Below are 19,204 nucleotides of genomic sequence, written 5' to 3'. Positions count from 1 at the left end.
GTCTTCGCACCCATCCCACACTCCGCTGTGGCTCGATGGGTTCAACCTAAGGGGCACTCTGATACGGTTGTAAAGCACGCAAGGGTAGGCCGAGCGTCTGGCCGGACGGTCGCGCCCGATCCGCTTTCACCCCGCCCGGCCCCAGCGCGAAGCCACCGTCCGCGCGGGCGCGGACGGACCCGCGAACGGGCCGGATCGACTACGCGCCGCGCAGGGCCGAGAGATCGAGCGGCAGCGCGCGCAGCCGCTGACCCGTCGCGGCGAAGACCGCGTTGGCGATGGCCGGCGCCAGCACCGGCACGCCGGGCTCGCCGATGCCGGTGGGCGCGACCTCGGAGGGCACGATGTGGACCTCGACGCGCGGCATCTCGGAGATGCGGGTCGGCTGGTAGCTGTCGAAGTTCCGCTCCTGCACCACGCCGTCCTTGAGGGTGATGCGGTTGCGCAGGACCGCCGACAGGGCAAAGCCCACCGCCCCCTCGACCTGGGCGCGGATGATGTCCGGATTCACCGCCACGCCGACATCGACCGCCGCGACGATGCGGTTGACCCGCACGCTCGAATCGCCGGCCGTCACGTCGGCCACCATCGCCACGTAGGAGCCGAAGGATTCGTGCACGGCGACGCCGAGGCCTCGGCCCTTCTCGCCAGGCTTCCGGCTCCAGCCCGCCTTGTCGGCGGCCAGACGCAGCACGCCGGACAGGCGCGGGGCGCGGGTCAGCAGGGAGAGCCGGTAGGCGACCGGATCGGCGCCGGCCGCATGCGCCAGTTCGTCGATGAACACCTCCATCACGTGGGCGGTGTGGGTGTGGCCGACCGAGCGCCACCACAGCACCGGCACGCCCTCGCGGGCGTTGTGCACCTCGAACCGGTAGGCGGGGAGCGCATAGGGCGTATCGGAGGCGCCCTCGACGGTGGTGGAATCGATCCCGTTCTTCACCAGCATCGCCTCGAAGGGCGAGCCGATCATGATCGACTTGCCGACCATGGTGTGGCGCCAGCCGGTGATCTGCCCCTTCTCGTTCAAGCCTGCCTTGACCGTGTGGAAGACCTGCGGGCGGTAATAGCCGCCGGCCATGTCGTCCTCACGAGTCCAGACGAGGTGGACCGGCGCCTTGCCGTCCCAGGCCTTCACGATCGCGGCGGCCTCGGCGAAGTAGTCGGCGCCCGGGGTCGCGCGCCGGCCGAACGAGCCGCCGGCCCATTGGGTGTGCAGCCGGACCTTGTCGGTGGTGACGCCCAGCGTGGCGGCCAGCACCGCCTGCTCGACGGTCTGGATCTGGCATCCGGCATAGACGTCGTAGCTGCCGTCCGCCGCCCGCTGGATCGTGGCGTTCAGGGGCTCCATCGCCGCGTGCGCGAGGTAGGGGAAGGCGAATTCCGCCTCCAGCACCTTCGCCGATCCTTTGATCGCGCCGTCGGGGTCGCCGGCTTGCGAAGCGACGAGGCCGGGAGTCTTGGCGGTCTCGCGGTACTCGGCGAGGATCGCGTCCGACGAACGGGTCTCGGCGGCGGAATCGTCCCAGGTGATCTTGAGGGCCTCGCGAGCCTTCATCGCGCTCCAGGTGTCGCGGGCGATCACCGCCACGCCGGTCGGGATCGTGACGATGCCGACCACGCCGGGCACGCCCTGTGCGGCTTCCGCATCGACCGCCTTCACCGCGGCGCCGAAGCGCGGCGGGTGGGCGACCAGCGCCGTCACTTGGCCGGGGCGGCGGATGTCGAGGGAGTAGATCGCGGTTCCGTCGGTCTTCGCGATCGAGTCGATGCGCGGCACGCGCTGACCGATCAGCGTCCACTCGGCCGGCGCCTTCAGGCGCGGTTCCTGCGGCACCGGCTTGGCCGCGGCAGCCTCGGCGAACGCGCCGAAGCGGGCCTGCTTGCCGGATTGATGGCTGATGAGGCCCTTCGCAACGGTGATCTCAGCAGCCGGCACGCCCCATTGATCGGCCGCCGCCGAAACCAGCATGGCGCGGGCGGCCGCCCCCGCCTTGCGGAGCTGGAACCAGGAATTGGCGATCGCCGTCGAGCCGCCCGTGCCCTGGACCGGGCCCATCAGAAGGTTGGCGTAGAGCTTGGCATCGGCCGGCGCGAAGGCGACGCGCATCTGGCTCCAATCCGCGTCGAGTTCGTCGGCGAGGATGGTGGCCAGCCCGGTCGTGTTGCCCTGGCCCATGTCGAGGTGCTTGATCATCACCGTGACGGTGTCGTCGGCGGCGATGCGCACGAAGGCGTTGGGCTGGGCCGGGGCCTTGGACAGCGCGTCCGAGCCTTCCGCGGCGCGGGCGCCCTTCAGGTCGAGGCGGAAGGCGAGCAGCACGGCCCCCGCCGCCGCGCCGGTGAGGAAGGCGCGCCGCGAGGCGACGGGCGCAGCGGTGAGATCGGGCTTGAGCATGCCAGGCTCCTGTATGCGGTGGATTGCGAGGCGGCTCAGGCGAGCGAGCGGGCGGCTTCGTGGATGGCGGCGCGGATGCGTTGATAGGTGCCGCAGCGGCAGACATTGCCGTCCATGGCGCCGTCGATGTCGGCGTCGCTGGGCTTCGGGTTGTCGGTGAGCAGGCCGATGGCCGACATGATCTGGCCGGACTGGCAGTAGCCGCACTGGACCACGTCGAGGCCGCGCCACGCCGCCTTCACCGCGTCGGCCACCTTGCCCTGGACGCCCTCGATTGTCGTGACCTTGGCCTCACCCACATCGCCGATGCGGGTCTGGCACGAGCGCACCGGCTGGCCATCGACATGCACGGTGCAGGCGCCGCACTGGGCGATGCCGCAGCCATACTTGGTGCCGGTCATGTCGAGCCGGTCGCGGATCACCCAGAGCAGGGGCATGTCGGGGTCGGCATCGACCTCCCGGACCACGCCGTTCAGGTTGAGGGTCAGCATGGGCGCACTCCGGGAACGACGTGGGCGCGAAGCGTCCGGACTCGCAGCCAACGTCCCGCCGGGGGAGGCGCTTCGGGAGCCGCACTTCGAGACGTCACTTGGAATCGTTCCGATTCTGATCTCGGGCGTCCGTTTCTGATGTGCGGTAGCGCACCTGAATACGAAATGGGGGTGGCGCTGCTCGGATCGGTGCAATTCGCGGGACTGTCGAAGCCGCTTCTTAACGGTTCGGGGGCAGGCTGTGGGCACTCCACCTTGCCCCGTGCGCCGCAAGACCACGACCGGTCCCCGCATTCCGCTCCCGATTGGCGATCTCGACTGTTATGGCCGACCTTACCGCGGAGATGGTTCAGCGCGGACGCGGTCCCTCCTCGCAGGAGGTGGCCAAGCGCCGCGGCATCGCGCGGGACATGCGTTCGGCCCGGGAGCGGCTGACCTCGACGAGCGGCCTGGAACGGGCCTTCGACTACGAACTGCTGCGCCTTTACGCCCAGTACCGGGTGGGTGCGGGCATCCCGCTTCTGGTGCTGGCACTGGTGGTCGCGGGGGCCTCCTCGATCTGGGTGCCGGCCGTGACCGCGGCGTTCTGGGCGGCCGGAGCGCTGGCCGCCACAGCGATGATGCTGCTCCTGAGCCGCCGCTTCCTTCGGCAGGCGCCGGAGAGCCTGCCCCTCAAGCGCTGGGGGCGCCTCTTCATCGCCGCCGAGTTCGGCCAGAGCCTCGCCTGGGCGATGCTGCTCCTCGTCGGCGTTCCCGATTCCCATACCCTCGCGCTGTTTGGCCTCGTCATCGTCGCGGCGGTGACGACGATGCTCGCCGCGACCGTGCCGGTCGCCGCCCTGTCCGGCCTGCTTCCGCTGATGCTGGCGGCCCTGTCGCTGCTGATCTTCTCCCGCGACATGGACACGATGCTCCTCGTCGCGATGACGGTGGCGAGCCAAGTCTTCTTCGCGGGCCTCGCGCGCCGCCTCTACGCCTCCGCCGTCGGCACCCTGCAGTCACGAGCGGAGAAGGACGCGATCTTCGCCGAACTCGAACAGGCCAAGGCCAATTCCGACGAGGCGCGGCGGCGGGCGGAGGAAGCCAACCTCGCCAAGTCCCGCTTCCTCGCCACCATGAGCCACGAGCTGCGCACGCCGCTCAACGCCATCCTCGGCTTCTCGGAGGTGATGAAGAACGAGGTGTTCGGCGCCCACACTGCCCCGGCCTACCGGGAATACGCCACCGACATCCACGACAGCGGGATGCACCTGCTGAACCTCATCAACGAGATCCTCGATCTCTCGCGTATCGAGGCCGGGCGCTACGACCTGAGCGAGGAGGCGGTGCAGCTCGCCCACACGGTCGAGGAGTGCCGCCACATGATGACCCTGCGCGCCCGCAGCAAGGGTCAGACCTTCACGAGCCTCATCGACGATTCCCTGCCCCGTCTCTGGGCGGACGAGCGGGCGCTGCGCCAGATCGTGCTCAACCTGCTCTCGAATGCGGTGAAGTTCACCCCGCCCGGCGGCGAGATCACGATCAAGGTCGGATGGACCTCGTCGGGCGGGCAGTATGTCAGCGTCAAGGATTCCGGCCCCGGCATTCCCGAGGACGAACTCGGCACGGTGATGTCCTCGTTCGGGCGCGGCTCGCTCGCGATCAAGACCGCCGAGCAGGGCTCGGGCCTGGGGCTGCCGATCGTGAAGGGCCTGATCGACCTCCACGGCGGCGGCTTCCAGCTCAAGTCGAAGCCCCGCGAGGGCACCGAGGTGATCGTCACCTTCCCGGCCAGCCGCGGCATGGACACTCTGCCCGCCATGAATCTCGGTGCCGAGAGGGTCCCGGCCGAGACGGGGCCGGCCAAGCGCGCGCGGGCGGCCTGACGGAGGTTTCGGCCACTGTTCGACCAACCGGTTCAGCCAGTCACCACGGTCCTCAAGCTGATGAGCGGTGCAGCAGCCTCGAAGCACGCCGCGACGCTTCTCCTGCCAGACCGACGCGACAGGATCGCTGTTCGGGATCGACCGTTCGGCCGTGCTTCGAGGCCGAGCCTTGGCTCGGCACCTCGGCCTGAGGGGGATGAGTTTGCCAAGCCCCTCGACTGAAAAGACGTCTAGTCCGCGCTCTTGCCCGAAACCCCCGCCTGCTCGAACGTCGCCATGTCGCGGTGGCAGGCGAGCGCGCCCTTCAACAGGCCGAGGGCCAGCGCCGCGCCCGAGGCTTCGCCCAGCCGCATGTCGAGCGAGAGGACGGGCGTGAGGCCGAGCCGCTCCAGCACCTCGCCATGCGCGCCTTCCGCCGAACGATGGCCGGCGAGGCAATGGTCGAGGGCGTGCGGGTCGGCAGAGTGCAGCACGGCGGCCGCGGCGGTGGCCACGTAACCGTCGAGCACCACCGGCACCCGCTGCAGCCGCGCGGCGAGGATGGCGCCGGCCATTGCCGCGATCTCGCGGCCGCCGAGGCGCGCCAGCACCCCCAACGGGTCGCTCAGATGATCCTTGTGGGTCTCGAGCGCCAGGCGCACGGCCTGCGCCTTGCGGGCCAGGCCGGCCGCGTCGAGCCCGGTGCCGCGTCCGACCCAGTGCTCGGCCTCGCCGCCGTAGAGCGCGGCGTAGATCGCCGCCGCGACCGTGGTGTTGCCGATGCCCATCTCGCCGACCGCGAGGCAATCGGTGCCCGCGGCCACCGCCTCCATGCCGAAGGCCATGGTGGCCACGCAGCCCTTCTCGTCCAGCGCCGGGCCGGAGCAGATGTCGCCGGTCGGCAGATCGACGGCGAGGTCGAACACCCGGAAGCCGAGGCCGTAGGCGGCGCAGAGCTGGTTGATCGCCGCGCCCCCGGCGGCGAAATTCTCGAGCATCTGGCGGTTGACCGCGGCCGGGAAGGCCGAGACGCCGCGCTCCACCACGCCGTGGCTGCCGGCGAAGACGCAGACCATAGGCCGGTCGAGGGTAGGCTTGGCCTTGCCCTGCCACGCCCCGAGCCACTCCACGAACCCTTCGAGCCGCCCGAGCGACCCCGGCGGCTTGGTGAGCTGCGCGTCGCGCGCGCGAATCGCGGCGACCGCGTCCCCGTCCGGGCCGGGCATCTCGGTCAGCAGGCGGCGGATGTCGGCGAAGGGGGAGGCGGCTTGGTCTGAGGTCATGGGAGATCTCGTGCGCGTCGGGGGCGGGGCCACCGCGAAAGGAGGTCGCCCGATCGGCGCGGGAATTGCCACCGGATAGACGACGGCGCCGCGTAGCAGGCAGGAGGCTCCCGGCGCTATAAAAGCGGATGGGCCCGCGGGTCCAGGCGGCCGGACGAAGGGGGACGGAATGATCGAGCGCAGCGGCCGCGATCCCGGACCGCCCTTTCCCGGCGCGGACTGGGTCTACGACCTCGCCGCCTGCCTTCGCTTCTTCACCCGCCTGCCGATCCCGCCCCTGCCCGACGAGCCGGCGCCCTATGCCGCACCGGATTTCCGCACCGTGCCCCGGGTGCTGCCGCTCGCCGGGCTGCTGATCGCGGTGCCCGCCGCCCTGGTGCTGGTGCTCGCCTGGGAGATCCGGCTCGGGCCGTTCGTCGCCGCCGCCCTGGCGCTGGTCGCCCTCGCGCTCATCACCGGCGCCATGCACGAGGACGGCCTGGCCGACGTCGCCGACGGGTTCGGCGGTGGGCAGAGCCGCGAGCGCAGCCTGGAAATCATGCGCGACAGCCGCATCGGCGCCTATGGCGGCACCGCGCTGTTCCTCGGGTTGGCGCTGCGGGCGGCGATGCTCGCGACCCTGCTGGATCGCTCCGGCACGCTCGCCGCGGCCGCGCTCCTCTTCGCCGCCGCCCTGTCGCGGACGGTGGCGCTGATCCCTCTCGCGATCCTCGATCCCGCCCGTCCCGGCGGTGCGGGTGCCGCGGTCGGCCGGCCCAGCCGAGCCACGCTCGGAATTGCCGGGCTGCTCTGCCTGATCCTGGCCGGGATCGCCGCCGCCCTCGGCCTGCCGGCGCTCGGCCTCGTCCTCGCACTGATCCTCGCACCGCTCGCGGCCTTCGGCCTGAGCGCGCTCGCCGAGCGGAAGATCGGCGGCCAGACCGGCGATGTCGTCGGCGCCTGCCAGCAGATCGGCGAGATCACCGTGCTGCTGGCTCTGGTGGCTGCGACGGCGTAGGCGAGGTCCGCACGATGCTGAAGATCCTCCGTCGACTCCTTGCCGGCCGACGGGCCGAGGCACCGGTCCGGACGCCCTCCGATACGCCCGTCGAGAAGATCGACCGGGCCGACACGGCCGAGCAGATCGAGATCCTGGCCCGCGGCGGCTTCGAGACGGAGGCCTCGACGCGCGAGACGATCCTCGACGCGTATCTGAACCCCGACGTGATCGCGGCCGACGATCGTCGCTGGGTCGAGGCGGAAGTGGCCCGCGCCTTCGCGCGCAAGCGGGCCGACGAGGCGACTTGGCCGCTGGAGACGGATTTCGACCGTCTCGCCATCGCCTTCGACAGACTCGACGCCGCCGGCATCATCGCGCTGCATTGCGCCGGCTACACCCGCTCCGACGGGATCTCGGACGCGGCCGAGGTCTATCACCGGCGCAAGGAGCGCGGGCGCGCCTCGCGCGGGTTCGTGTTCTATCACGGGCAGGATGTCGAGGCGGTCGTCTTCGGCCAGGGGCTCTACCTCGCCTTCGGCTCGTTCGACGACCGCGACGACACCAGGGCCGCCATCGCCGCCGAGATCGTGGCGGCGATGGAAGCGCAAGGGTTGCGGACCCGGTGGGAGGGCGATGTGGGCACGCGCATCCTCATCCACCCGATCCAATGGTTGAAGCGCAGCCCGTCCGACGACCCGCGGGAGGCATGAGGTTGCCGGTCAGGCCTTGATTCACGGCCCCGCTCCGTCCCATCTGCACGGACGATGCTGGCGACTCCTGCGAACAAACCCTCCTCACCCTGCACCAAGGTCTGCGTGCTCGATGCCGTGACCGGCCTGTGCGAGGGCTGCGGCCGCACGCGCGAGGAGATCGGGCTGTGGGGTTCGCTCTCCGAGCCGCAGCGTCTGGCGGTCATGGCGGTGCTGCCCGAGCGGTTGCGACGGGCCTACCCTCAGCGGGAGATCCGCGTGTGATGATGTGGGCCGGCCTCGCCATCCTCGGGATCGGCCTCGTCGTCCTGATCGCCAACCACGATGGCGGCCCGGTGATGGGGCTCGATTCGGATCAAGTCGCCGGACTCGTCTCGGCGACGGCGCTGCTGCTGCTGCTCACCGCCGGGCGCTGGCGGCAGGCGCTCGCGATGCCGGGAAGGACCGTGAGCTCGATCCTGATCTGGCTCGCCATCGGCGCGGTGATCGTCATCGGTTACACCTACCGCAACGACGCGCAGCAGGTCGGCGCCAACGTGGTCGGGGCGCTGCGCCCCGGCACCGCCGTCCTCGGCCCCGGTGGCGAGGTGACGATCACCCGCCGCTCCGACGGCGATTTCTCGGTGCTGGCCACGGTGAATGGCGGCGCCGAGGAGCGCTTCGTCTTCGACACGGGGGCGAGCAGCGTCGTGCTCACCGCCGCGACCGCCGAGCGGCTCGGCATCCGCCCGCCGGAAAGCGCCTTCACCCAGCGCGTCTCAACGGCCAACGGCACCGCGCTGACGGCGCCGATCCGGCTCGACGCGATCACCGTCGGGCCGATCACCGAGCGCAACGTCGACGCGATGGTAAGCCGGCCGGGCGCGCTGACGACCAACCTGCTCGGTCAGAGCTTCCTCGATCGGCTGCCTTCCTACGAGGTTCGCGGCGACCGGCTGATCCTGCGCGGCCGCTGATCGCGTCTCTCGACGGCGCCCACCTCCGCAATCGCCTCGGCAAGCAGCGGCCTGAGCGCTCGATTCTAAAAGCAAGCTCCTGGCTTGTTTCTTGCCTGAAATAATGAACCGCAGTCAGGGAAAAATCGTTTGAACGGCTCAGCCTTCCCAAACGGGCGATCGGCCCGGCCCGCGGAAGGCTTTGAGGGGAGCGTATCAAACGGAGAGACTTGGACCGTGACCACTCCTGCCTTCCCCGCCATCCGGCGCCTTTCCCTGGCCGCCGGTTTGTCGGCTGCGCTTCTGGCGCTCGCGCCGTCGGCGGCTTCCGCTCAATCCGTCGCCGCGCCGGTGGTCGAGACCCCCGCCATCGAGGCGCCGAACCCGCCCGATCTCGGCAACGGGCTGCCGCAAGGCGCCCTGGTCTTTCACGGCAATTATTGTGGCCCCGGCAGCCGCGGCGCCGGACTTCCTCCGGTCGATGCCCTCGACCGGGCCTGCATGCACCACGATGCCTGCTCGCCGCCGGTGGGACAGGGGCTGCCCACCTGCGCCTGCAACGACCGGCTGGCGAGGGAGGCCACCGTGGTGGCCCGCACGCCGCGGATCAGCGATGAGTTGCGGACCGCGGCGCAGTTCGTCGCCGTCGGTGCGAAGGCGCTGGCCTGCGAACCCTGATCTGTTTCACCGGTCATCGGGTATCGGCGCGGAACACCCGTTTCGCGCCGATACCGTGACCGCCGCCTCAAGTCGCCTCGGGCGGGTCCATGGGAATGCCCAGCGCGTCGAGGCCTTCCTCGAGCAGCGAGGCCCCGTCCGGCGTGCCGAGCAGTTCGCGTATCACCGTGTCGCCCGCCGCCTCGCGCTCCTTGGCGAAGGCGACCGCCGTGCGCCACTCCACCGCCTCGTAGTCGCCGCGGCCGATATAGAGGAGCGCTCCGAGGTCGGCCCGCTCGTCCTCGTTCAGCCCGGCGATCATGCTGCGGATCTCCTGCTCGGTGGCGTCGTCGGTGCCGCTGGTCAGGATGTCGATCGAGCCGTCATCGGTCGGGTTGGAGCCCGAGTCCGGATCGGTCACGCCTTCCTTCACCTCGACCGCCCGCAGCCGGAGGATGATCTCGGTGACCTTGTCGAGGGCGATGTCCATACGTCACTCCAGCTTCGACGGCCCCCGCAGAGAGCGGCGCGTCGGGTTCGAACGGAATGCGCGGGATCCGTCGCAGTCGTCCGGACCAGCCGGTGACCTCGGGCCGCGACGGGGCGCAGAGCCTCGACAACCCGCGGCGTGGCCGTTGGTTCGGCGCGGCCGAAGCGCCATGCCGGAGAGGGCTGGCCTTGAACCGACGGACGAGGCCGCCCACGAAGCCTCAGGCGCGGGGCGGATACCCGCCTGCCTCGGCGGGCACGGTCCGCGCCGGACGCTCCTCTTCCCGCCGGTGCCACATCAGGAGGAGGGCGGAAACCACGAGCCAGGGGCCGGCGATCCCGATGAAGAACGACATGGGCGCATCTCCCGCGCGGTGGCCTCCGTGGGTGCGAGAGAACCCGTTCCGCGCGAGAAGGATGATAGGCGCTGCCGGCCGGTCCGCAAGCCGGCGTGTCAGGCGAAGAGTTCGGGGCGGCGCAGGCGCAAGGCGAGCAGGAGCACCAGCGTCTTCATATCGGTAATCTCGCCGGCCTCGCTCATGGCCGCGAGGGTTGGGAGCGGCATCTCGACGATAGTGATCGCCTCGTGCTCCTCGGCCAGGCCGCCGCCCGGCCCCTCACGGTCGCTCTCCGCGTAGGGGGCGAGGAACAGGTGCATTCGCTCGGTGGAGATCCCCGGCAGGCTCCACACCGTGGAGACCGGTTCCAGATGCGACAGTCGCAGTCCCGTCTCCTCGAAGGCCTCTCGGCGCACACCCTCCGCCGGATCCGCCTCGTCGAGGAGGCCCGCGGGCACTTCGAGCAGATCGGTCACGCCCGCGGTGAAGAAGGGTGGGGCGCGGAATTGCCGGATCAGCAGGGCGACCCGGCGCTCCGGATCGTAGGGCAGCACGCAGACCGCCTCGCCGTGATCCTCGATCTCGCGGGTCACCTCGGCGCCCTCGGGCGTCGTCACCTCGGCGACGACGAAGCTGGCCCAACCGTCGTGAACGGTGCGGGTGCCGCGGATCTCGGGGGGCATGGCGTCTCCTCGGGAGGGCTGGTTTGGGATCGGGCTGTTCGAGATCAGGTTGGCTCGCGCGCCCGGTCGGGGCCGCGGCGGATCAGGAAGCGCGCGGCAGGACCGTCCCGCTCCTGCGCCTCCAGTGCCGCCCCTTCCTCGCGGACGACGTTGGGGATGTCGATCCCGGCGAGCGGGTCGGTCGCGGTCACGGCAAGGCGCGCCCCGGGCGCAAGCGCCCGCAGGGCCTTGCGCGTGCGCAGGGCGGGGAGGGGGCATTTGAGGCCGCTGAGGTCGAGTTCGACCGCGCCGTCCTGCGGAATCTCGGGCATGGCAGCGGCGCATAGCACGAAAAAACCCCGCCGGCTGAACCCGGCCGGCGGGGCGATCGTCTGGATGGCTGGAAAGGGCTGTTACCAGCCGTAGGGGCCGTAGCCGTAATAGCCACCATACGCCGGGTAGCCGTAGCCATAGCCGCCATAATAGCCGACGGGGCGGCCATAGCCGTAGTACCCGCCATAGGCCGGATAGCCGTAGTAGCGGGGCGCCGCGCTGGCGGCGATCGCCCCGCCGATCAGCCCGAGCGCCGCGCCCGCGAACAGCGCGCCGCCGACATTGCGGCGCCGATAGCCGTAACCATAGCCGTAGCGGGGGCCGTAATAGCCGCCGTAGTAGCCGCGCCGCCAATGGACGGTGTCGACGGTGGTGTTGCCGCCGCCGACCTGCGCGGCTTTCATCGCGGGCAGAGGCGCGGCTTCGGCCGACGGGACGGCCGTCACGGTCAAGCCCAGTGCGGTGAGGCCGGCCAGCGTCAGGGTCGTGATGCGGGACATGGATGCGGACTCCTTAGCCATTAAGGAACACGCAGAGGAACAACGCAGTGCCGAACGCGTTCCAACGGCAAAGCTTGTCCGCAAGGAAAATTCGCCGCATCCGGCTCCGCGGCGTGCCGGGCGAATGATCAGCGCAATTTTACGGGCGGGTCAGGTCGGGGCCGGCACGCGCGTTCGCGCAGGCGGCACCCGACCCATCCTGGTGCTCCGATCTCGACTTCAGAACGTGCAGGCGGTGAAGGCCGGATCCACCGACTTTTCCCACGGGCCCTCGTAATCGGCGAGCCGATCCTCGGCGTGGCTGCGGCCGGCGGCGATGATTGCTTCCAGGGGCTGGAGATAGACCGCCTCGTCGCGCCCGTTCCCGTCGCGGCGCGCTCGCGCCTGCAGGCCGGTGCGGGCGATGGCCAATGCCTCCGCCGCGACCGCGCCGAGGCAGCGGCCGCCGATGCTGGTATGGAGCCCTAGCCGCGGCACGGCGGCACGGATCGATTCCCGCTCGCTGGCGGTCCAGCCGCGCACGAGGTCCCAGGCCGCAGAGAGCGCGGTCTCGTCGTAGAGGAGTCCGACCCAGAAGGCCGATTGCGCCGCGATCATCGCCGGACCGCCGACATCGGCGCCGCGCATCTCGAGGAAGCGCTTGAGGCGGACTTCCGGGAAGACGGTGGAGGCGTGGTTGGCCCAGTCCGAGACGGTCGCCCGCTCGCCCGGCAATTGGGCGAGGCGCCCGTCCATCAGGTCGCGGAACGAGGCACCGGCGACGTCGTGGTAGGTCTCGCCGCGCTTGACGAAATACATCGGCACGTCGAGCAGCCAGTCGACATAGGCCTCGTAGCCGAAGCCATCGTCGAAGGCGAAGGGGAGCATCCCGGTGCGGTCGGCATCGGTGTCGCGCCAGATCTCGGAGCGGCGCGACAGGAAGCCGTTGGGCCGGCCGTCGGTGAAGGGGGAATTGGCAAACAGCGCGGTGGCGACGGGCTGGAGCGCGAGGCTGACGCGCATCTTGCGCACCATGTCGGCCTCGGAAGCAAAATCGACGTTCACCTGCACGGTGGCGGTGCGCAGCATCATGTCGAGGCCGAGCTTGCCCACCTTCGGCATGTAGTTGCGCATGATGCGGTAGCGGCTCTTGGGCATCTGCGGCGTCGCCTCGCGGGTCCATTTCGGACTCATGCCGAGGTCGAGGAAGCCGATGCCGAGGGGCTCCGCCGCGCGCTTCGTCGCGGCGAGGTGCTCCTCGAGTTCGATCGCCGTCGCGTGGATGTCGGGCAGCGGTGCGCCGGAGAGCTCGAACTGGCCGCCCGGCTCGATCGAGATCGCGCCGCCGCCCTCGTTGTTGGCGAGCCCGATGATGTTGCCGCCGTCGAGAATCGGTTCCCAGCCGGTCTCGCGGCCGAGATTTTCCAGGAGCGCCCGGATGCCGCGCTCGCCCTCGTAGGGCACGGGCGCGTGGTCGGCCGTATAGAACGGGATCTTCTCGTGCTCGGTGCCGATGGCGAAGCGTTCGCGCGGCTTCTCGCCCGCGGAAAACCACGCGATCAGTTCGTCCCGCGTGGTCAGCGGGGTCGTGTCGGACGTGTCGCGCGCCATGCGCTGCCTCGAAGGTAACGTCGGTCGAAGGGTATCAGCGGCGCGCCGAGGATCCGCCACCGGACGGGGCCGGCAGCGGCCTCACCGGATGTCGTGTCCTTAGAGGACGCCGCAAGACTGAACAACGCGCCCGCCGACCGCATGGCAGACATGCCTCAAGCTTCTGTTTGCGGCGCCAAACCCGGTGGTCCGGAATCCGCGAAGTATGGGGCGTAGACCGCCCGATCGACGCCGGCCCGAAGGAGGATCTGGAGCAGCAGCCGCGCCTTCACCCCCGACAGGATGCCGGCCGAGAGCACGCCGCGGGCGAGCAAATCGATCTCGCCACCGGGATAACCGTATGTGCGCGAGAACACAGGGCCCGTCTCCGCGCGTGAGGCGAGGATGACGGGAATCCGCTCGACCAGGCCGGAGATGATCTCGGCAAGGGGCTCCGGGACGTGGCCCGCGCCCATCCCCTCGATCACGACGCCTCGGAAGCCGAGGTCCGGCAGGGCGGCGAGCAGGCGCCCGTCGTCGCCGATGCCCATCTTCAGGAGCGCCACAGGGACCGGTTCGTCGCCCAACGATCCGGCGACGACGGGGGCCCGTTGCGGGCGCAAGAAGATCCGGGCCTCACCCTCGATCACGAGGCCGAGCGGGCCGGCCAGCGGCGAGCGGAAGGACGAGGGGAGGGCGGTGTGGGCCTTCTGTACGAGGCGGGCGGCGTGGATCTCGTCGTTGAGGACGGCGAGCACGCCGAGCCCCCGCGCCGCCGGGCTCCCCGCGACGATGGTCGCGGCCAGCAGGTTGCCCGGCCCGTCCGCCCCGGCGCTCTCCGGCCCGCGCATCGCTCCGGTGACGACGACGGGCTTGTTGCCGGCAATCAGAGTGTCGAGGACGAACGCGGTCTCCTCGATCGTGTCGGTGCCCTGGATCACCACGGCGCCGTCGCAATCACCTGCGAGGCGCTCGTCGAGCGTGCGCGCCACGCCGATCAGGTCGTCGAGGGTGAGTCCCGCGCTCGGCCGGCGCAGGGGGGAGAACGTCTCGATCCGCGCCACCGCGGAAAGTCCCGGCACCGAGGCGGCGAGGTCGGCCGCCGTCAGCGTCGGCACGATCCCCCCCTCAAGGCTCCGGGTCATGGTGATCGTCCCGCCCAGGGACAGGAGGAGGATGCGGGGCAGCGTCATTCTTTAAGACATCCTCGAAGCGGGCCGGGTCACCGCGCGTCGCCGAGCACCGCCTGCACCAGCGCCATCACCGCCACGGCCGCCGTATCCGCTCGCAGGATGCGCGGACCGAGCGAGAGGGCGACCGTGTTGGGGCGGGCCGCGATCAGGGCGCGCTCCTCGGCGTGGAACCCGCCCTCGGGGCCGACCAGAACGGCGAGCGGCGGCGGTTTGGCCGGGTCGGCCGCCCCGCGCAGGGCTGCCACCGGATCGGTGACGGGCGCGTCCTCGTCGCAGAACACGAGCAGGCGCTCGGGCGCGAGCGCGCCGAGGCAGGCCGGCAGCCGGTCCGGCTCGCCGATGTCGGGGATCGCGAGAATGCCGCACTGCTCGGCCGCCTCGATCGCGTTGGCCTGGAGCCGGTCGAGCTTGATCCGCTCGCCTTGGGTGAAGCGGGTGAAGACCGGCTGGAGGCGACCGGCCCCCATCTCCACCGCCTTCTGCGCCACGTAGTCGAGCCGGCCAGTCTTCAGGGGCGCGAACAGGTAGTGCAGGTCGGCCGGAGCCGGCTGCGGCCGGGTCTGTGCCACGACCCGCAGATCCGCGCTCTTGCGGCCCTGCGGCACGATCTCGGCGCGCCACTCGCCGTCGCGCCCGTTGAACAGCAGGACGGGCTCGCCCTCGGCGCGGCGCAGCACGGTGAGCAGATAGTTCGCCTGCGCCCGCTCCAGCGGCAGGACGAGTCCTTCCGCCAGATCCGCTTCGACGAACAGGCGCGGGGCGGTGAAGTCGTAGGCGGCCATGGTCTCTCGCAGACAGGACGGTCTCGTCGCGTGGCCGCCATCGGCTGTCAATCGGATCCCGTGCGGCCCCTCGTGGCGGGTGGTGCGAAAATGCCACGTGCAGCGGGTTTCGAAGTGTTTCCCACGCCCGCAGTCCCGCAGCGGCGGAACGCACCATTGGCGCCACAATCCCGTGCGCAGAAGACTGCCGCATCGAAACACGTTCAAGCCTCCCCGCCGGCCCCGTCGCGTCAAGCGCCGGGGGGCGCGCCGGGGAGGCGCTGCGGGATCGGGGGCACACCCGTCGCGGCATGCGGGGAGAAGGACCGGGCCGAATGTCTGCCAGGATAACTGCACCGACGAAGACCGCCGCCGCTCTGCTCGGCCTTGTCCTGCTGGCCGGGCCGGCTGTGGCCCAGGGCATGGGCGGCATGGGTGGCATGCCGCTGCCGTCGATGGATACCCCCGCCGAGCCCGCGCCATCGGCCGCCGCGCCGATGAGCATCCCCGCGCCGATGGCCCCGGCCGCGCCCGCCCAGTCCGTGCCGCAGCAGGCGGGCACCGATTGCGGCGCGATCCAGAAGACGCTGATCGAGCGCAAGAACCTCGTGGCCAAGGCCAACTCGGCTTCGAACTCCAAGAAGAAGATGACGCCGCAGGAGGCCTGCTCCCTGTTCGGCCAGCTTCAGGCCAACGGCACCACCGGCATCAAGTGGATCACCGCCAACAAGGAATGGTGCTCGATCCCCGATTCGTTCTCGGAAGGCTTCAAGGCCGACCACAACAAGGTCGCGACGATCCGCACCAAGGTCTGCGGCATCGCCGCCCAGGCCTCGAAGATGGAAGCCCAGGCCAAGGCCCAGGCGCAGAACGGCGGCGGTGGCGGCGGCCTGCTGGGCGGCCCTGGCCTGTCCGGCTCGTTCCGCATGCCCCAGGGCGCGCTTTGAGCGGCGCGCTCTAACCCGCCGGCGCCGCTGCACTCTTGCCCTCTCCGTCCGAGCCCGGCTCCGGCCGCGTCGCCGACGCGGTCGCCGGCCATTGGGCCGACCGGCTCGCGCCGGCGGCGGCGCGGCCCTATCTGCGGCTCGCCCGGATCGAGCGACCGATCGGCTGGTGGCTGCTGCTGCTGCCGTGCTGGTGGTCGGCGGCGCTCGCTGCCATCGCCGCCGGCAATCCCGGACCCCATCCCGGCCACCTCGTGCTGTTCCTCATCGGCGCCGTGGCGATGCGCGGCGCCGGCTCGACCTACAACGACATTGCTGACCGCAAGTTCGATGCGCAGGTCGAGCGCACCCGCTCGCGCCCGCTGCCCTCGGGGCAGGTGACGACGCGCCAAGCCGCCGCCTTCCTCGTGGCGCAGGCGCTGGTCGGCCTTGCGGTGCTGCTGCAATTCAATGCGACCGCGATCCTCGTCGGCGTGCTCTCGCTGGCGCCGGTGGCGATCTACCCGTTCATGAAGCGAGTGATGCCGATGCCGCAGGCGGTGCTCGGCCTCGCCTTCGGCTGGGGCGCGCTGATGGGCTGGGTCGCCGTGTTCGGCCGCCTCGACGCGCCGGCCCTATGGCTCTACGCGGGCACGATCCTCTGGATCGTCGGCTACGACACGATCTACGCGGTCCAGGACATCGAGGACGACGAGATCGTCGGCATCCACTCCTCGGCCCGGCTGTTCGGGGCGGGGCTGCGCCGCGCGGTCGGGCTCTGCTACGCGGGCACCGTCGTCCTGTTCGTGCCGGCGCTGGTCGGCGCCGGGGCCGGGCCTTTGAGCTGGCTCGGGCTCGGACTGTTCGCCACCCATCTCGCCCGGCAGGTCATGCAGCTCTCCGAGCGCGACGGCGCGCGCGCCCTGGCACTGTTCCGCTCGAACCGCGACGCGGGCCTCATCCTATTCGCAGGGCTGGCCGCCGACGCGCTGTGGCAGGGTCTGCGCTGATCCGGCCGTGGCGGAGCCCTGCCCGCGCGCCATATCCGGTCGCATGAGTGAGACAGATCCGCACCGACCCCCCGCCGATCCGATCGCGGAAGGCGCTCGTGCCCGCAGCCAGGGACGCCCGCGCGACGCATGCCCCTATCCGCCGAACTCTCCCGAGCGCACAGAATGGTTCGAGGGCTACAACGGTGCCCCGGCCGACCGCGCTCCGGACGGTCCGCTCGACAAGGGCTGACGAAGCCGGCTGTAGACATAGCTGGAGCGGGACAGCGCCTCAGCCGCGCGAAATGATCTCGCTCTCGCCCCGGTGAATGCAGGGCCGGGCCGGGAGGCGGGCGGTCTTGCGCCGCACGAGGAAGCGCGGGCGGCGTCCACTGAGCGCGGCGTGGCGCCGCCGCTGGCGGCCCTTGCCGAGCACGACCGGGCCGAGCTGCTGCGAGACCGGGACGATGTCGCCGTCCTCGCGCAGGAGCATGCGGGTCAGGCCACCCTTGGCCGAGATGTCGCGCCACACCGCCACGACATCCTCCTCGGGGAACGGTCCGAGCCGCATCGCCACCTCGCTCTCGCCGTCGATGAGGAGCAGGGCGAATCGATCCTCGCCGCAGGCATCGGCCGCGTCGTCGGCGAAGGACAGGGCCACGCCGGCGAGCTTGCCGCTGCCATAGGTCGCGCCGAGAGCCGGCAGCAGCATCACAGGGGCCTCGATGCTCTGCGTGTTGGCCTCATCGCAGCCGGGCCGACAGTTCAGATTCGCGATCTCGAAAGTCATCATCGGTTCGACGCCCTATCCCGTGTCGCGGTCTCTGTCGGACGCGCTGATCTGACAAGCACAGTGCCAGTCGTCTCCCCCAAGGCGCCTTAAGAGTGAGCGTTAAGCGTTCGTGGATCGAGCTGAAGCCTGTCGGATGCTCAACGGACCCTTGCCGGGATTGGTAGAAATGCTGGTAACCTCGTTTACCGCCGGGACCGTCGCGGCGCGGCCTCGAACCGTCCGCGGCGTGCCGCAACCGGCTTTGCATCGCTGCGTTTCCGAAAACCGATGGCCACTTTTCCGATCGATGCCCTAGAACGAAGGGGCGTCGGCGCCGTTCAATCGGCATGAGGCCGGCCTCGCACGAACGGCTCCGACCGGATCCATGACCCAGACGACATCCTCCTTCGCGGCGCTGCGGCCCGTGCTGCACGACGCGATGCGGGAGGCCGCCGCGCTCGCGCTGCCCTCCTTCCGGAAAGGAGAGCACACGAGCGCGCGGGTCTGGTCGAAGGCCGGCGGCTCACCGGTCACCGAGGCCGACGTCGCCGTGGACGCCTTCCTCAAGGTGCGCCTGTCGCAGATCGAGCCGCGGGCCGCCTGGCTCTCAGAGGAGACCAGCGATGATCCGGTGCGGCTCGGCCACGACTTGGTCTGGATCGTCGATCCGATCGACGGCACCCGCGCCTTCCTGTCCGGGCACCCGGATTGGTCGATCGCGGTGGCGCTGCTGTCGCGGGGCGAGCCGGTGATCGGCGGCGTCTTCGCGCCGGCGACGGACGAATTTTATGAAGCGGTGGCGGGCGAGGGCGCGACCCTCAACGGAACGCCCATCCGCGTCGCGGCGCAGGAGAGGCTGGAGGGCGCGCGCGTCACCGGTCCGAAGCCGTTCCAGGATCGCCTCCTCGACGGCGCGGCCCGGCTCGGACCCCGGCCGTCGGTCACGGTGATCGAGCGGGTGCCGTCGCTGGCCCTGCGGCTCGCGCGGGTGGCCGAGGGCCGGATCGATCTCGGCCTCGTGTCGCGGGATGCGCGGGACTGGGATCTGGCCGCCGCCGACCTCATCGTCCGCGAGGCGGGCGGGGCGGTCTGCGACCTGAAAGGGCGGCCGGCCGTCTACAATTGTCCGGAGCCGCGCCACGGCGAACTGATCGCCGTGCCGCTTTCCCTGCGCGGGCCCACATTGGCGGCCCTGGACGCCTGATCGCGGACCGGCGAGCGATCCGTTTCCGGTCGATCCCCGCGGGTTCGACAGCCCGCCGTCGCGAAGCGGAGCGGGTGCGGCTCAGCGGGCGACCTCTCCGGACGGTGCAGAGCCCTGGATTGCCACGGCTTCGCCTCGCCATGACGGATGCCAGTTCAGTCCCTTCGAGACCGGGCG

General features: G+C 70.7%; 22 protein-coding genes. 10 read left to right on the top strand and 12 right to left on the bottom strand.

Translation table 11 applies throughout. The features are described from left to right. Positions 1–199: 199 nt before the first annotated feature. The gene (locus tag LPC10_RS04455; RefSeq protein ID WP_231345638.1) at positions 200–2,395 is read right to left on the bottom strand and encodes a xanthine dehydrogenase family protein molybdopterin-binding subunit; all 2,196 of its coding nucleotides are present in this window, start codon (positions 2,393–2,395) and stop codon (positions 200–202) included. A gap of 35 nt (positions 2,396–2,430) precedes the next feature. After that, a complete protein-coding gene (locus tag LPC10_RS04450) occupies positions 2,431–2,886 on the bottom strand; it encodes a (2Fe-2S)-binding protein (protein WP_231345637.1) in 456 nt (151 codons plus the stop codon). Positions 2,887–3,209: 323 nt separating this feature from the next. Here LPC10_RS04450 and LPC10_RS04445 point away from each other — a divergent pair, with 323 nt between their 5' ends. Then, positions 3,210–4,751: a HAMP domain-containing sensor histidine kinase gene (locus LPC10_RS04445; RefSeq protein WP_231345636.1), complete on the top strand. Its 1,542-nt coding sequence runs from the start codon at positions 3,210–3,212 to the stop codon at positions 4,749–4,751. Positions 4,752–4,981: 230 nt separating this feature from the next. Here LPC10_RS04445 and cobT read toward each other — a convergent pair whose 3' ends face one another. Beyond that, entirely contained in the window at positions 4,982–6,013 is a 1,032-nt protein-coding gene (gene cobT / locus LPC10_RS04440; protein ID WP_231345635.1) for a nicotinate-nucleotide--dimethylbenzimidazole phosphoribosyltransferase, read from the bottom strand. A gap of 169 nt (positions 6,014–6,182) precedes the next feature. On the opposite strand from cobT, the gene cobS reads away from it, so the two are divergent. From cobS to LPC10_RS04415, 5 genes are all read left to right on the top strand, one after another. Then, a complete protein-coding gene (gene cobS, locus LPC10_RS04435; protein ID WP_231345634.1) occupies positions 6,183–7,010 on the top strand; it encodes an adenosylcobinamide-GDP ribazoletransferase in 828 nt (275 codons plus the stop codon). 14 nt (positions 7,011–7,024) lie between these two features. Further along, the gene (locus LPC10_RS04430) at positions 7,025–7,702 is read left to right on the top strand and encodes a hypothetical protein (protein ID WP_231345633.1); all 678 of its coding nucleotides are present in this window, start codon (positions 7,025–7,027) and stop codon (positions 7,700–7,702) included. A 54-nt stretch (positions 7,703–7,756) separates the two neighbouring features. Continuing rightward, positions 7,757–7,966, top strand: coding sequence for a DUF1289 domain-containing protein (locus LPC10_RS04425; RefSeq protein ID WP_231345632.1), 210 nt, complete (start codon positions 7,757–7,759; stop codon positions 7,964–7,966). After that, on the top strand, positions 7,966–8,658 hold the full coding sequence (locus tag LPC10_RS04420) for a TIGR02281 family clan AA aspartic protease (RefSeq protein ID WP_231345631.1): 693 nt from the start codon (positions 7,966–7,968) through the stop codon (positions 8,656–8,658). The genes LPC10_RS04425 and LPC10_RS04420 overlap by 1 nt, the downstream gene beginning before the upstream one ends. A 216-nt stretch (positions 8,659–8,874) precedes the next feature. Continuing rightward, positions 8,875–9,315: a hypothetical protein gene (locus LPC10_RS04415; RefSeq protein WP_231345630.1), complete on the top strand. Its 441-nt coding sequence runs from the start codon at positions 8,875–8,877 to the stop codon at positions 9,313–9,315. Positions 9,316–9,382: 67 nt separating this feature from the next. Here the strand turns inward: LPC10_RS04415 and LPC10_RS04410 are convergent, their stop codons facing one another. From LPC10_RS04410 to LPC10_RS04380, 8 genes are all read right to left on the bottom strand, one after another. Next, on the bottom strand, positions 9,383–9,784 hold the full coding sequence (locus LPC10_RS04410; RefSeq protein ID WP_231345629.1) for a DUF3775 domain-containing protein: 402 nt from the start codon (positions 9,782–9,784) through the stop codon (positions 9,383–9,385). Between the two features lie 220 nt (positions 9,785–10,004). Further along, positions 10,005–10,139 carry a hypothetical protein gene (locus LPC10_RS25535; RefSeq protein ID WP_255700734.1) on the bottom strand — a complete coding sequence of 45 codons (135 nt, stop codon included), beginning with the start codon at positions 10,137–10,139 and terminating at the stop codon, positions 10,005–10,007. Between the two features lie 98 nt (positions 10,140–10,237). After that, positions 10,238–10,804 (bottom strand): NUDIX hydrolase, encoded by a 567-nt coding sequence (locus LPC10_RS04405; RefSeq protein ID WP_231345628.1) that lies wholly within the window; start codon positions 10,802–10,804, stop codon positions 10,238–10,240. A 44-nt stretch (positions 10,805–10,848) separates the two neighbouring features. After that, the gene (locus tag LPC10_RS04400; RefSeq protein WP_231345627.1) at positions 10,849–11,115 is read right to left on the bottom strand and encodes a sulfurtransferase TusA family protein; all 267 of its coding nucleotides are present in this window, start codon (positions 11,113–11,115) and stop codon (positions 10,849–10,851) included. An 81-nt stretch (positions 11,116–11,196) separates the two neighbouring features. Next, the gene (locus tag LPC10_RS04395) at positions 11,197–11,616 is read right to left on the bottom strand and encodes a hypothetical protein (RefSeq protein ID WP_231345626.1); all 420 of its coding nucleotides are present in this window, start codon (positions 11,614–11,616) and stop codon (positions 11,197–11,199) included. Between the two features lie 219 nt (positions 11,617–11,835). Next, positions 11,836–13,206: a glutamate--cysteine ligase gene (locus tag LPC10_RS04390; protein WP_231345625.1), complete on the bottom strand. Its 1,371-nt coding sequence runs from the start codon at positions 13,204–13,206 to the stop codon at positions 11,836–11,838. A 155-nt stretch (positions 13,207–13,361) separates the two neighbouring features. Continuing rightward, the gene (locus tag LPC10_RS04385) at positions 13,362–14,378 is read right to left on the bottom strand and encodes an asparaginase (RefSeq protein WP_231345624.1); all 1,017 of its coding nucleotides are present in this window, start codon (positions 14,376–14,378) and stop codon (positions 13,362–13,364) included. Between the two features lie 29 nt (positions 14,379–14,407). Beyond that, a complete protein-coding gene (locus LPC10_RS04380) occupies positions 14,408–15,160 on the bottom strand; it encodes a 16S rRNA (uracil(1498)-N(3))-methyltransferase (RefSeq protein WP_231345623.1) in 753 nt (250 codons plus the stop codon). A gap of 314 nt (positions 15,161–15,474) precedes the next feature. Between LPC10_RS04380 and LPC10_RS04375 the strand changes: the two genes are divergently transcribed. The 3 genes from LPC10_RS04375 to LPC10_RS04365 are packed head-to-tail and all read left to right on the top strand — an operon-like array spanning position 15,475 to position 17,304. Further along, on the top strand, positions 15,475–16,086 hold the full coding sequence (locus LPC10_RS04375) for a hypothetical protein (RefSeq protein WP_370644652.1): 612 nt from the start codon (positions 15,475–15,477) through the stop codon (positions 16,084–16,086). A 35-nt stretch (positions 16,087–16,121) separates the two neighbouring features. After that, complete coding sequence (gene ubiA / locus LPC10_RS04370) at positions 16,122–17,072, top strand: 4-hydroxybenzoate octaprenyltransferase (RefSeq protein ID WP_231345622.1); 951 nt, start codon at positions 16,122–16,124, stop codon at positions 17,070–17,072. A gap of 43 nt (positions 17,073–17,115) precedes the next feature. Continuing rightward, on the top strand, positions 17,116–17,304 hold the full coding sequence (locus LPC10_RS04365; RefSeq protein ID WP_231345621.1) for an Rmf/CrpP family protein: 189 nt from the start codon (positions 17,116–17,118) through the stop codon (positions 17,302–17,304). 39 nt (positions 17,305–17,343) lie between these two features. On the opposite strand, the gene LPC10_RS04360 is transcribed toward LPC10_RS04365, so the two are convergent. Continuing rightward, on the bottom strand, positions 17,344–17,844 hold the full coding sequence (locus tag LPC10_RS04360) for a DUF6101 family protein (RefSeq protein WP_231345620.1): 501 nt from the start codon (positions 17,842–17,844) through the stop codon (positions 17,344–17,346). A 364-nt stretch (positions 17,845–18,208) separates the two neighbouring features. On the opposite strand from LPC10_RS04360, the gene LPC10_RS04355 reads away from it, so the two are divergent. Continuing rightward, a complete protein-coding gene (locus LPC10_RS04355; protein ID WP_231345619.1) occupies positions 18,209–19,027 on the top strand; it encodes an inositol monophosphatase in 819 nt (272 codons plus the stop codon). Positions 19,028–19,204 lie beyond the last annotated feature (177 nt).

This window comes from Methylorubrum sp. B1-46 (assembly GCF_021117295.1).
GTDB lineage: Bacteria > Pseudomonadota > Alphaproteobacteria > Rhizobiales > Beijerinckiaceae > Methylobacterium.
Note: the sequence above shows the minus strand (reverse complement) of the source record. Positions and strands in the feature narration are given on the sequence as shown.

Bases quoted from the DNA above. Each gene is read 5' to 3' on its own strand.
- LPC10_RS04365 (WP_231345621.1), top strand. From the start codon at position 17,116: ATGAGTGAGACAGATCCGCACCGACCCCCCGCCGATCCGATCGCGGAA.
- LPC10_RS04450 (WP_231345637.1), bottom strand. From the start codon at position 2,886: ATGCTGACCCTCAACCTGAACGGCGTGGTCCGGGAGGTCGATGCCGAC.
- LPC10_RS04355 (WP_231345619.1), top strand. From the start codon at position 18,209: ATGACCCAGACGACATCCTCCTTCGCGGCGCTGCGGCCCGTGCTGCAC.
- LPC10_RS04380 (WP_231345623.1), bottom strand. From the start codon at position 15,160: ATGGCCGCCTACGACTTCACCGCCCCGCGCCTGTTCGTCGAAGCGGAT.
- LPC10_RS04425 (WP_231345632.1), top strand. From the start codon at position 7,757: ATGCTGGCGACTCCTGCGAACAAACCCTCCTCACCCTGCACCAAGGTC.
- LPC10_RS04420 (WP_231345631.1), top strand. From the start codon at position 7,966: ATGATGTGGGCCGGCCTCGCCATCCTCGGGATCGGCCTCGTCGTCCTG.
- LPC10_RS04445 (WP_231345636.1), top strand. From the start codon at position 3,210: ATGGCCGACCTTACCGCGGAGATGGTTCAGCGCGGACGCGGTCCCTCC.
- LPC10_RS25535 (WP_255700734.1), bottom strand. From the start codon at position 10,139: ATGTCGTTCTTCATCGGGATCGCCGGCCCCTGGCTCGTGGTTTCCGCC.
- LPC10_RS04395 (WP_231345626.1), bottom strand. From the start codon at position 11,616: ATGTCCCGCATCACGACCCTGACGCTGGCCGGCCTCACCGCACTGGGC.
- LPC10_RS04405 (WP_231345628.1), bottom strand. From the start codon at position 10,804: ATGCCCCCCGAGATCCGCGGCACCCGCACCGTTCACGACGGTTGGGCC.
- LPC10_RS04410 (WP_231345629.1), bottom strand. From the start codon at position 9,784: ATGGACATCGCCCTCGACAAGGTCACCGAGATCATCCTCCGGCTGCGG.
- LPC10_RS04455 (WP_231345638.1), bottom strand. From the start codon at position 2,395: ATGCTCAAGCCCGATCTCACCGCTGCGCCCGTCGCCTCGCGGCGCGCC.
- LPC10_RS04390 (WP_231345625.1), bottom strand. From the start codon at position 13,206: ATGGCGCGCGACACGTCCGACACGACCCCGCTGACCACGCGGGACGAA.
- LPC10_RS04400 (WP_231345627.1), bottom strand. From the start codon at position 11,115: ATGCCCGAGATTCCGCAGGACGGCGCGGTCGAACTCGACCTCAGCGGC.
- LPC10_RS04375 (WP_370644652.1), top strand. From the start codon at position 15,475: ATGTCTGCCAGGATAACTGCACCGACGAAGACCGCCGCCGCTCTGCTC.
- cobS (WP_231345634.1), top strand. From the start codon at position 6,183: ATGATCGAGCGCAGCGGCCGCGATCCCGGACCGCCCTTTCCCGGCGCG.
- LPC10_RS04430 (WP_231345633.1), top strand. From the start codon at position 7,025: ATGCTGAAGATCCTCCGTCGACTCCTTGCCGGCCGACGGGCCGAGGCA.
- LPC10_RS04385 (WP_231345624.1), bottom strand. From the start codon at position 14,378: ATGACGCTGCCCCGCATCCTCCTCCTGTCCCTGGGCGGGACGATCACC.
- LPC10_RS04360 (WP_231345620.1), bottom strand. From the start codon at position 17,844: ATGATGACTTTCGAGATCGCGAATCTGAACTGTCGGCCCGGCTGCGAT.
- cobT (WP_231345635.1), bottom strand. From the start codon at position 6,013: ATGACCTCAGACCAAGCCGCCTCCCCCTTCGCCGACATCCGCCGCCTG.